Raw genomic sequence first — 11,978 nt, 5'->3', positions numbered from 1 at the left:
AAAAATACAACGCGGCTTGCCGCGACCATAAAATAAATTATATGAAAGGTAAGTTCAGCTCAGGCGTTGCTTTAATAGCGCTGATGATGGCGGGGTGTAGTGTTAAGCACGAAAGTGTCCTAAAATATGTTGATCCTAATATTGGTACAGCACACAGTCGTTGGTTTTTTTACACACCTGCGGCTGTACCTTATGGCATGGCCAAATTAGCGCCATCAACCAACGGGCATTATGGCAATGCCTCAGGATGGGAAGCTGTTGGGTACGATACCCGGCAAAACTCTATTGAAGGCTTTGTGCATTTTCACGAATGGCAGGTTGGTGGTATAAGTTACATGCCAACTAATGGTCCGCTTAAAGTGAATCCCGGTGAGTTAGAAAACCCGTCAAGCGGTTACCGGTCAACTTTCGATCGCAAGAACCAGGTGGCACAACCCGGCTATTATAAAGTTCTATTAGATGATTATGGCATAACCGCCGAGCTTACAGCAACCAAAAGGGTGGGTTTTCAGCGTTATACTTTTCCTGAGAATCAGCAGTCGCATATTATATTGGATATCGGTAACAAGCAGGGAGAAAGTGATATAGTTACTGATGCCTCTATTAAAATGATAGATGATACCCATTTTGAGGGGTATGTAAGCACCTACCCTAAATATGTAAAAATATACGATCCGGAAGGAAAGGTGAATATGTATTTTTATGGTGAGGTGAGCAAAAAGCCTGAAAATGTTACCGCTTTTATCGGGAATAAAGTACAACCGAACACTAACACAGCTAACGGAAGAGGCGCAGGACTGGTACTTAACTATCAGACCACCGATAAAGAAGTAATAGAAGTTAAAACAGGGCTTTCTTACACATCAACAGCTAATGCTAAATTAAATTTTGATACAGAGGCTACGGGGTTATCTTTTGAACAGGCCCGCGAAAATGCGCAGCATACCTGGGACGAGCAATTAGGAAAAATTACAGTTGAAGGTACTGATGAGCAAAACAAAACTAAATTTTACACCGGGCTTTTTCATGCCTTATTAGGCCGGGGTATAGCCAGCGATGTAAATGGCGCATATCCAAAACATGGCGGTAAAATAGGCCAGTTGCCTGATCAGACTGATAATGACCTTAAAGCTGAATTTATTAATACCGATGCAATTTGGGGCGGTTTCTGGAACATTACCCAGCTATGGGCCTTATCATACCCTAAATGGTACGGTAGCTTTGTGAACACACAGCTACAACTTTATAAAGACAAAGGCTGGTTTGGTGATGGTATTGCCAACAGCGAATACGTATCTGGTGTGGGTACAAATTTTGTAGGGCTTGCAGTAGCTGCAGCCTATGATGCAGGCATACGTAATTACGATGTTAACCTGGCATATGAAGCGGTAAAAGCAAATGAGTTAAATTATAAGAATCGTCCGGTTGGCTCAGGCAAGTTAGATATTAAGGCCTTTTTAAAATACGGATACGTTCCTTTTATGGACCAAACAGGGCGTGATTTTGTAACCGATTCCACAGGTTCTAATTTTTCGGGCTCCCATACTTTAGAATACAGTTACAGCGCTTTTGCTGCTGCGCAAATGGCTAAGGCTATGGGTAAAACGGATGACTATAAAAGGTTTATTGAATTATCTAACGGGTGGAGGAAAATATTTAATCCGCAAAATAAACTGATGCAGCCTAAACGGGCCAACGGCAACTTCATCGAAAACTTTGATCCGTATCAACCCTGGAGGGGATTTCAGGAAGGGAACGCGGTACAATACACTTTTTATGTGCCGCAAAATCCTGCAGGTTTAATAAATGCTATAGGTAAAGATAATTTTAATAAAAGACTTGACAGTATTTTCACCGTATCAGAAAAACAAGGTTTTGGCGGTGGAAAAACCATTGATGCATTTGCAGGTATCAACTCTATCTATAATCATGGTAATCAGCCTAATTTGCATATCAGCTGGCTGTTCAATTTTTCAGGCAAACCATGGTTAACCCAAAAATGGACCAGACTTATCGGTAAAGAATTCTATGGTACCGAGCCTATTCACGGGTATGGATATGGCCAGGACGAAGATCAGGGACAGTTGGGCTCATGGTATGTGATGAATGCGCTTGGCCTGTTTGATGTAAAAGGACTTACCGATCTGCGGCCGATTATAGAGTTTGGAAGTCCGCTGTTTGATAAAGCTACCATTACGTTGGGCAACAAAAAAACACTTACTGTTAAAACAGTAAATAACTCTGCAGAAAATGTTTATGTGCAGTCGGCAACTTTTAATGGTAAGCCATTAAATAACTGCTGGTTATATCGTGATGAGTTAATGAAGGGTGGCGAACTGATATTTACTATGGGAAACCGGCCAAACGAGAGTTGGGGCACTGCCACACCTCCCCCATCGGCACAGTAAATTTAATTTGCCATAAGCAGGAGATTAGATGAAGAGGGAATTATAAAGTATAATCTATAAACCTATATAAACATCTATTATGAAAACTAAGCAAATTATAAAGTTACTTTCAGCATGTGTTATGCTGGGCGTTTGTATTGTTGCCTGCAAAAAAGAACAGGTGCCCACTTCTGTAAAACAAGTTGATGAGGAACCTGTGGCGGTGGAAAAAAAGATGAAAACGCAAAGTGTAACTTCGGCTTATTACATTAAGGCAGGGGAAACGCACAACTTTGTATATGGTAGTTTATTAACCAGTTACAATAGCTACCGGGTTAATACAACTACCCAAACCACTACTGCTTACGAGTGGTATAACATAAGCCAGATATATGCCGATGCGGCTATGGTAAAGTTGGGCGCCACAGCATATGCGCCATATATGAATAACACCTTTACCTGGATGAACAATATGTGGGATGGCGGAAACCCTGCCGGTGGGTATTACGCCTCGGCTAATGTAAACGGCACCGGTGCATCGGGCGATAAATACACGGATGATAACGCCCTGTCGGGTGTAACATACCTCGATGCATATGATGTAACTACAGGCACCACACAAACCAACTACTTAAATGCTGCTAAAGCATGTGCAAACTGGTTAATGAACAGCGGACAGTGGGACAATACCTACGGTGGTGGTTTTTGGTGGAACACCATAAAAGAAAGTAAGCCAACGCAAACTAACGGACTGGCACTGCAGCTATTTTTGCGCCTTTACCAAATTACAGGCCAAACCTATTACCGGGACTGGGCGATATCTGTAAAAAACTGGTTGGTTGGCAATATGCTCGATCCCGTTACGGGGTTATACATCTGGAAAATAGACGGTGCGGGTAGCGGTACAAAACATACTGAAAAGTTTACGTATGACAATGCTATAATGGTAGAGGCTTTTTTATTATACGGGCAGATAATGGCTGATAATACTTACGTAACCAAAGCACAAAATCTGGGCATTAGTATGAACACTACTTTATGGAACAGCACCTACCATGTGTACATATTTAATACTACTGATGGCAGGATAAATCCTGCCTGGTGTGTTTGGGGATCACAGGCCATGATAAAACTTTACCAAAGAGATGGTAATACAGCCTGGCTTGATTACGCGCAGCAAAACATTGATTACATGAACGCTAAACTGCGTAATACCACTAACAACGGGTATTATCATTTCTGCAATTTCGACGGCAGTGGTGTAGAAACCAGAATGGAGGGTGTTGATCAGGCCTGGATGCAGCGCACCCAGGCAATGTTGTCTGATTACAGATAAATAATAAAAGAAAAACTGATGAATTTAATAAAGAAGTATTCGCATTTCATTTTTACAGCCACTATTCTGTTTGGATGTTTCCGGTCGTCTATAGCGCAGCAAAAAAGCAAAGGTGTAATGTACAGGCAGCGTGCAGAGGAAATGTATGCCAATATCTGGCAAAAATATCGTGTACAAACGCAAAAAGGTTTGTTTTCGGAGAATTATCCATCCGGTAAAAAAGATACTTTAAATTATTTCCAGGGGGATGGGGTAAAGGAAAAGGAGGTGAGTTTTTTGTGGCCGTTCTCCGGTATGTTTACCGCAACAAATGTGATAATGAGGGTGCCCGGACTAAAAGATAAATATAAAATATATCAGGATAGTTTAGTAGCGGGTGTAAGGCAATACCGTGATACGGTACGCAAGCCTGTGGGTTACCAGGCATACCCGGTGAAGTTTGAAAAGGCCGACCGTTATTATGATGACAATGGATTGGTGGGCATAGATTATATGGAATCGTATTTCAACACAAAAAACCCGGTATATCTGCAGCGTGCAAAAGAGGTGTTTAAATTTATTTTAAGCGGATGGAACAATGATGTTGGTGGTGGTGTAACCTGGTTAGAGGGCCACAACGATCAAAAACCGGCCTGTACAAACGGAATGGCAACTTTAACCGCGCTTAAGATATATGAAGGGAGTAAAGATAAATATTACCTGGATCAGGGAAAAAGGTTTTACCACTGGATGTACAGTACCCTGCGCGACACCACTACAGGTATTATTGTTAACGATGTAAAACTTGACGGTAAGCAAAACCGTGTTTTCTGGACCTATAATACCGGCTCGTTATTAGAAGCTGCCGTACTGCTTTACCACTTTACAGGCGAGCAAAAATATCTGGTGCAGGCTAAACAGTTAGCTGCTGATAGTTATAAATATTACAGCAGTGTTCCCCATGATAAAAATTTGAACCTGCATATTGATCTGCCGTGGTTTGTAACCGTATTATTCAGAGGTTATGAAGCCTTATATAAGATCGATCATAACTACCGGTATATCGCCGCTATTGAACACGATCTTAATTATGCCTGGCAAAATTCCCGCGATCTGTATGGTTTTACTACTCATAGCTGGCTGCCTAAACCCGAAGAGTTAAAGAAACATAAGTGGCTTTTGGATGAAGCCTGCATAGCGGAATTATATGCCCGCTTAAGTATCCTGCAAAAGGGAAAGTAAAAGCATTTAGTTGGTAAATTGGTTAATATATGCGCGCTGTCGGTTGTGAGATCCGGCAGCGTTTTTTTTGATAGGGGAATGTAATTACCCCGTATAAATACACGGTATTTTATGGACAGATGATTATATATTTGTATAATCGTGCAACCAATTTTATTCCGGTTAAACTTTAAAGGTTCTCCGGATCATACTTCAGAAACTTACTGATCAAGGATGAAGAAACTAACCGCTTTTGTAAAATGTACATTTTTATTGTTGCTGATCTCGGCAGGTGCGTTTGCACAGCGCGGACGGCTTCCGGATTGGGCCTTTGGCGGATTTAAACGCCCTGCTCATATTAATCCGATTATTTCTCCGGACAGTTCATCCCGGTTTATGGATCCTGTTTTAAAAAAGCTGGTTGGGTGGGAATCAAATGATACTTTTAACCCCGGAGCAGCTTTGCTGAACAATAAGATAGTAGTTTTATACAGGGCGGAAGACCACTCGGGCGTTGGTATAGGTTTTCGTACATCTCGTTTAGGCTATGCCAGCAGCAGCGACGGCCTGCATTTTGTTCGCCGTAAAACACCCGTTTTTTATCCGGATAATGACAGTCAGAAAAAGTACGAATGGCCCGGAGGCTGCGAGGATCCAAGAGTGGCAGTTACAGCAAAAGGTACGTATGTAGTGTTTTATACGCAATGGAACCGTGAAACACCTCGCCTGGGCGTGGCAACTTCAAGAGATCTTAAACACTGGGTTAAACACGGCCCGATCTTCGAGGATGCGTATAACGGCAAGTTTTTAAATATACCACACAAATCGGCTTCCATACTTACCAAAGTAGTAAACGGCAAGCAGGTGGTTATCAAAATAAAAGGCAAATACTGGATGTACTGGGGTGAGCTGCATGTTTATGCAGCAACATCAGATAATCTGGTAGATTGGAAGCCTGTTGTAAATGCTGATGGTTCTTTAAAAGAACTCATCTCGCCCAGAAAAGGTTACTTTGACAGCGAGCTTACCGAATGCGGTCCCCCGGCAATATGGACAGATAAGGGTATCATCTTATTTTATAACGGAAAGAATAAGGCCGGGGATGACGGAGATAGGCGCTTCAATGCAAACTCTTATTGTGCAGGGCAGGCGCTGTTCGATAAAAACGATCCGTCAAAACCAATTACGAGGCTGGATGTGCCCTTTTTACGGCCGATGGAGCCTTTCGAAAAAAGCGGCCAGTATGTTAACGGCACAGTGTTTATTGAAGGGATGGTGTACTTTAACAAAAAATGGTTCCTGTATTATGGTTGTGCCGATTCGAAGGTAGCTGTCGCGGTTTATGACCCGGCAAACCCATCACTACCAGACCCAGTTAATTAAATACGTTAATCGGCTAAGCTAATTCAGAGAACTTATTTCGCGGTAAAATTATTCAGAGCCATGCGCCAGTTGATGTAGTTGTTATTTTGCATAGCTTGTTGTATAATTTTATTGTAGCTCTTGTCAAAGTAAGCGGCGAGGGCAAATGTGTTAACCCCGTTTTTAGGCTCAAACAAGGTGCCGGATGCATAACCTTTTTCGTTGTTCTGCGCCCGTTTCAGATCAAATGGCACCGTGCTTTTTACAAATTCAGGATGTTTTTTTTCTCCGGTCATAAATGGCGTCATGTAATCCACGCAGTTTTTGATGAATGAGCCGTTAGTGGTTTTCCACCTGAAATAATCTTTTCCCGTTGCACGGTAAATAGCTATACAGGCCGATATAAGCGGTTCCAGGTCATAGGTTTGGTAATGGAAGGCATCGCGTTCTACCAGATCGTGCGTGGTGCCGTCGGGGTTAAGGTTAACGTTAAGTTGCTTTTCAAGTTCGCGTGTAATAATGGTATCGTAACTGTCATCATGCAGGGTATATGCTATCAGCGTTATCATTTTTATGCGGTGCGAGTTCCAGTTGTTAATAGCGGTGCCCCGGTTTCCCTTCGCGTATTTGCTATCTACCAGCGCATCGGCCTTGCTGTGCATCCAGGTGTCGGTCACTTTCCTGTCGGCTGCGCTTATATCATCCCTTATCAGGTCATAAGCGGTCACTATATCTTCAATTTTGGTTTCGTTGATAGGATCGTCAGTCGCTTTATTTACTTTGGCCCAGGCAACTAAATATTCAGTCGCTTTATTCAACATCGCCTTATCCCCCAAAACCTTATAAGCAAAAGCCAGTGAATAAATTTTGTAGGCGTCTTCCAGGGATTTAAGGCTTGCGGTTTTTCTGGGGTCGCCTGCCAGTAAACCCTGCGATTGTATTACCGCTATCGGATTGGGTGATTCCTGCAGGGCTTGATACGCCGCCTGTTTATAAGGCTCAAATAATTCCTGATACTGTTTGTTATGTTTAATGGCCTTGCGCATAATTGACACCTCTTTTTTATCAAGGCTTACGATTTGTGCCTTAAGCGTAATGGTGATGGCGGAAAAGCAAAAAAAACAAACCAACTTTTTCATATATATTTTAGCTTTCTAATGATCTTTTAATGCCCAGTTCAAGTCCGCGCAATTCTGCCAAACCTCTTAAACGGCCTATAGCAGAGTAACCCGGATTAGTTTTCTTTTGCAGATCGTCCAGCATTTTATGACCATGATCCGGCCTGAAGGGCATGGCTATGTCTCCGCGGCCTGCTGCCCTGCGTTTTTGCTGCTCCTCTAACAGGGCCTTCATTACGGCATACATGTCCGTGTCTCCGGCAAGGTGGTCGGCCTCATGAAAATTGCCTTCAGCATCGCGTTTGGTGTTTCGTAAATGGATAAAGTGTATACGTTGGCCAAGGCGCTTTACCATCCCGGGCAAATCGTTAGCGGCTATTACTCCAAACGAACCCGTACAAAAGGTAAGGCCATTATTGGGGCTATCTACTGCATTATAAATTTCAACTATATCCTGTTCGGTACTTACTACCCGCGGCAGTCCAAGTATGGCATACGGCGGATCATCCGGATGGATACACATACGTACGCCCGCCTGCTCTGCCGCAGGTATTACTTGTTTCAAAAAATAAAATAAATTGTCCTTAAGCGAGTCAGGGCCAATGTTATTATATGAAGCCAGGACTTTTAAAAACTCTTCTATGGTATATCCTTCTTCTGCGCCGGGTAAACCGGCAATTATGTTATAGGTGAGCCGGTTTATGTCATCAGCGGTCAGTTCATTATAGTAGGAGGTTGCCTTTGTTTTTAACCATTCCGGATAATCACTTTCAGCTCCCGGCCTTTTTAAAATATGGATATCAAATGCCGCAAAAGCAATCATTGAAAAACGTAAGCCCGTTGAGCCATCAGGCATCAGATAATCCAGATCGGTACGTGTCCAGTCCAGTATCGGCATAAAATTATAACAAACAGTATTAATACCGCAGCTGCCGGCATTTAAAATACTTTGGCAATAATTAGCGATATACTGCTGGTAATTGCCTGTTCTTTTCTTGATATCTTCATGTACCGGAATACTTTCAATAACTGACCACGCAAGCCCTGCATCCGTAATCAATTGTTTTCGCTGCATGATCTGTTCAACCGTCCATACCTCGCCGTTAGGGATATGATGCAGTGCGGTCACAATTCCGGTGGCTCCGGCCTGTTTAGCATCTGCAAGGCTAACAGGGTCATCAGGGCCGTACCAACGCCATGTTTGTTCTAAGCTCATCTTAAAAAATTTCCCTAAGTTACAAAGTATATTGTCTGCCGTTAGTAGGCAAAAAATCCCATCGCGCGGGGCTAAAGGCATCCACAAGCATACCTGTTTCCAAACAAACGCAACCGTGTATGGTAAATGGCGGTACGTAATAACCATCGCCCTTGCGGATTATTTTAATTGTTTCGCCCATGGTCATTTCAAAAACACCGCTTTCCACATAACTTACCTGCGCATGTGCGTGACTGTGTAATATGCCCGTTGCCCCTTTGTCGAACTTAACCTTTACAAGCATCAGCTTATCATCAAAACCCATTACTTGTCTTAAAACACCTTCGCCCACCTTCTGCCATGAGGTATTGTCCTCAAACTGAAATAAATTACTCTGTATCATAAAGGCGTTAGTTCTTTAACAAACCGTCGGCATTAATAACCGGTTTTTTATCCGCGACCCGTTGCTGACGAAGCAAAGCCTCCAGGTAATAGTAATCGGCATAGATTATAGGTACATCAATTTCGCTGTTGGCCGGTTTGTGCCCTGTGCTGTGCAGCAACAAAAAACCCTTTGCTCCGCCCGGCTGCGGCTGGTAATGTTTGGACAGACTGTTCAATATTTTATCTGCCGTTTTTTTATAGGATTTACTGTTTGCACTATAGGTGCTCAGCTCATATAATGCAGAAGCGGCAATTGCGGCAGCCGAAGCATCACGTGGTTGGCCCGGTAATTTAGCGGCATCATAATCCCAATAGGGCACCAGGTCATCCGGCATTTGCGGATTAGTGAAAATAAATTTGGCGATCTTTTCTGCCTGTAATAAATAGGCCTTATTGTGTGTTTCGCGGTAACACATGGTATAACCATATAATCCCCATGCCTGGCCGCGTGCCCAGGCCGAGCTATCTGCAAAACCTTGCAGGGTTTGTTTATGCAGCACTTCGCCCGTTTGCGGATCATAGTCAATTACATGATAAGAGCTGTTATCGGCACGGAAATGATTTTTTAGTGTAGTATTAGCGTGGGTGACCGCAACTTTATAAAAACTGGAATCGCCGCTAAGGCGGGTTGCTTCAAAAAGCAATTCCAGATTCATCATGTTATCTATAATAACAGGGTATTTCCATTCTTTACGGTTATCCCATGATTTTATGCAGCCCACCACCGGGTTAAAACGGGTCATCAGCGTTTTCGCTGCTTGTATTATATCCTCTTTGTATTTTTCATTATGCGTTAGGCGATAGGCATTACCAACGCTGTTATATAGTTTAAAGCCCATATCATGGGTGCCGCCGTCAGTTTTTTCGCCTTCCATTATGGCAGTAAACGGCAGGGATTGTTCCATCCAGAATTTATCGCCCGTATATTCATACAAAAACCACAGGTTACCTGCAAAAAAACCACTGCACCAATCTTTTGATGATACCAGTACCAGATTGCCATCCTTATCTATTGATCGCGGAGAAAATAAATTGGGTTTTGCGGCTTCCTTTTTTGCCTTGGCGGTTTCTGTTAATAATACTTTTGTCTGATTTTTCGCAAACCGGAATGTTTTGGACGTGATATGCTGAGAGCAGGCGCTTAGTGTACAAGCGCATAACAGCAAAAGGGGTATTTGTTGTTTAATATTCATGAATATATATTTATGGAGCCTTACTCGGCTACCTTAATTTTTATTACCAGTTTTTTTACAATATCGTATCCGGTTACTTTTATGTTTGGCTTATGCGCATTTTGCGGAAAGAACAGGAAAAATGTGCCTGGAGCGGCGGTATAAGTGATGCCGTTTGCTGTATAATTAGCTACATCTTTTGCGGCATCATAGGGCTTTATAACATGAGCCGTGCTTACATCTGCCACTTCTATTTTCTCTTTCCCCTTTATTACGTATTGCAGATCAATGTATTTTTTATGCGACTCCCAGGTAGCCTTATCAGGTTCTTTTGAAGGGCCCTCTGTAACGCTGGCGTAGGCATTATCACCATCTATGATATGTTTACCGGGGCTTAAAGTATCCAGGTTGGTTTGCTTTAAAAAGGTAAATACCTTATCCCAAACAGCTTTATTATGATGATATTGTTTGTAAAATTCATCGGCGTCTACAGAATTATCAACCTTTAATTTAAGGCCGTTTTTCCATTCACCCTTTTTAAGCCATTTTTCGGCATTTTTATGACTTATGTTTTGCTGTGCAATTGCAGTGTTTTCCATTGTAATAAAACCAATCATGGCTATTGCAAGCCGGTATATAAGTTTAACTTTCATGATAGATTATAACTTGGTTTATAAGTAGTAACATGTGTGCCGGAAGTATCCGCTTAAAGTTACAAGTTCAATATTACGATGTAAATGGCATATTAAATGCCTTTTAAGGCACTATTTCTACGCAAACGTTATCGTAGCAGAGTGTATAAACATTACCCTGGTTTTAAAAATCTTCGATAACGTTTGCGTAGAAATATCAGGTCTTTTGTTTCAAATTAAAGTGTCATAATTGTACACTTGCTGAACAATTATAAGTTTACCAAATAACACTTTTTGCATTGAAAGTACTACATAGCGTTCATCCTGATGATTTTAAAAGTTATCAGACCGCTCAAATTCGTGACCGTTTTTTAGTTGCAGATCTGTTAAAAGCAGATGAGATCAACTGTGTATACACCCATTACGACAGAATTATAGCGGGTGTTGTGCACCCGGTTAATAAAAGTATTGATCTTGGGAACTATGATAACCTGAAATCTGACTTTTTTTTAGAACGCCGCGAAGTGGGTATCATTAATGTGGGTGGTGAAGGAGAGATAACCGTAGCAAATGAAACCTATACTTTAAACAAGCTTGATTGCCTTTACGTAGGCAGGGGCGTACAGGGTGTTACTTTTAGGGCAAAGGATAGCGCAAAGCCTCCGGTTTTTTATTTGCTGTCGGCACCGGCTCATAAAACATACCCTACGGTTTTAATGCCGATAGATAGCGCGGAAAAGGTACATGCAGGAGATGCTGCAATGTCAAATAAGCGGACTATAAACAAGTATATCCACACAAACGGTATAAAAAGCTGTCAACTGGTAATGGGGCTTACCATATTACATCCGGGTAGTGTATGGAATACCATGCCTCCGCATGTTCATGACAGGAGGATGGAAGCGTATTTTTATTTTGACATACCCGAAGGGCAACGTGTGTTTCATTTGATGGGCGAGGAAACCGAATCAAGGCATGTTTTAATAGATAATTACGGTGTAGTAGTGTCGCCGCCCTGGAGCATGCACTCCGGTGCAGGTACCAGTAACTATAGTTTTATCTGGGGCATGGGGGGTGAAAATCTTGACTACACCGATATGGATGCGATCAGGATAGAGGATATAAGATAATA

10 protein-coding genes are annotated in these 11,978 nt (G+C 42.2%); 5 read left to right on the top strand and 5 right to left on the bottom strand.

Annotation, left to right across the window (positions count from 1 at the left end):
* Positions 1 to 41: 41 nt before the first annotated feature.
* The 4 genes from I5M19_RS10165 to I5M19_RS10150 all read left to right on the top strand — a co-directional run bounded on the left by I5M19_RS10165 (position 42) and on the right by I5M19_RS10150 (position 6,306).
* Complete coding sequence (locus tag I5M19_RS10165; RefSeq protein ID WP_200066224.1) at positions 42 to 2,408, top strand: GH92 family glycosyl hydrolase; 2,367 nt, start codon at positions 42 to 44, stop codon at positions 2,406 to 2,408.
* A 79-nt stretch (positions 2,409 to 2,487) separates the two neighbouring features.
* On the top strand, positions 2,488 to 3,723 hold the full coding sequence (locus I5M19_RS10160; protein WP_235985820.1) for a glycoside hydrolase family 76 protein: 1,236 nt from the start codon (positions 2,488 to 2,490) through the stop codon (positions 3,721 to 3,723).
* Positions 3,724 to 3,741: 18 nt separating this feature from the next.
* The gene (locus tag I5M19_RS10155) at positions 3,742 to 4,944 is read left to right on the top strand and encodes a glycoside hydrolase family 76 protein (protein WP_200066223.1); all 1,203 of its coding nucleotides are present in this window, start codon (positions 3,742 to 3,744) and stop codon (positions 4,942 to 4,944) included.
* Between the two features lie 213 nt (positions 4,945 to 5,157).
* Positions 5,158 to 6,306: a glycoside hydrolase family 130 protein gene (locus tag I5M19_RS10150; protein ID WP_200066222.1), complete on the top strand. Its 1,149-nt coding sequence runs from the start codon at positions 5,158 to 5,160 to the stop codon at positions 6,304 to 6,306.
* Positions 6,307 to 6,338: 32 nt separating this feature from the next.
* Here the strand turns inward: I5M19_RS10150 and I5M19_RS10145 are convergent, their stop codons facing one another.
* The 5 genes from I5M19_RS10145 to I5M19_RS10125 are packed head-to-tail and all read right to left on the bottom strand — an operon-like array spanning position 6,339 to position 10,867.
* The gene (locus tag I5M19_RS10145) at positions 6,339 to 7,424 is read right to left on the bottom strand and encodes an alginate lyase family protein (protein WP_200066221.1); all 1,086 of its coding nucleotides are present in this window, start codon (positions 7,422 to 7,424) and stop codon (positions 6,339 to 6,341) included.
* A gap of 7 nt (positions 7,425 to 7,431) precedes the next feature.
* On the bottom strand, positions 7,432 to 8,619 hold the full coding sequence (gene uxuA, locus I5M19_RS10140) for a mannonate dehydratase (protein ID WP_200066220.1): 1,188 nt from the start codon (positions 8,617 to 8,619) through the stop codon (positions 7,432 to 7,434).
* Positions 8,620 to 8,638: 19 nt separating this feature from the next.
* The gene (locus I5M19_RS10135) at positions 8,639 to 9,001 is read right to left on the bottom strand and encodes a cupin domain-containing protein (protein ID WP_200066219.1); all 363 of its coding nucleotides are present in this window, start codon (positions 8,999 to 9,001) and stop codon (positions 8,639 to 8,641) included.
* 7 nt (positions 9,002 to 9,008) lie between these two features.
* Positions 9,009 to 10,235, bottom strand: coding sequence for a glycoside hydrolase family 88 protein (locus I5M19_RS10130; protein WP_200066218.1), 1,227 nt, complete (start codon positions 10,233 to 10,235; stop codon positions 9,009 to 9,011).
* 20 nt (positions 10,236 to 10,255) lie between these two features.
* Positions 10,256 to 10,867 carry a YhcH/YjgK/YiaL family protein gene (locus I5M19_RS10125; RefSeq protein WP_200066217.1) on the bottom strand — a complete coding sequence of 204 codons (612 nt, stop codon included), beginning with the start codon at positions 10,865 to 10,867 and terminating at the stop codon, positions 10,256 to 10,258.
* Between the two features lie 278 nt (positions 10,868 to 11,145).
* On the opposite strand from I5M19_RS10125, the gene kduI reads away from it, so the two are divergent.
* Positions 11,146 to 11,976, top strand: a complete 831-nt coding sequence (gene kduI / locus I5M19_RS10120; RefSeq protein ID WP_200066216.1) for a 5-dehydro-4-deoxy-D-glucuronate isomerase — start codon at positions 11,146 to 11,148, stop codon at positions 11,974 to 11,976.
* The last annotated feature ends 2 nt before the right edge of the window (positions 11,977 to 11,978 follow it).

It is taken from the genome of Mucilaginibacter segetis (genome assembly GCF_016522075.1).
In the GTDB taxonomy this organism is placed as follows: Bacteria; Bacteroidota; Bacteroidia; order Sphingobacteriales; family Sphingobacteriaceae; genus Mucilaginibacter; species Mucilaginibacter segetis.
This window is presented reverse-complemented; position numbering and strand designations above follow the sequence as displayed.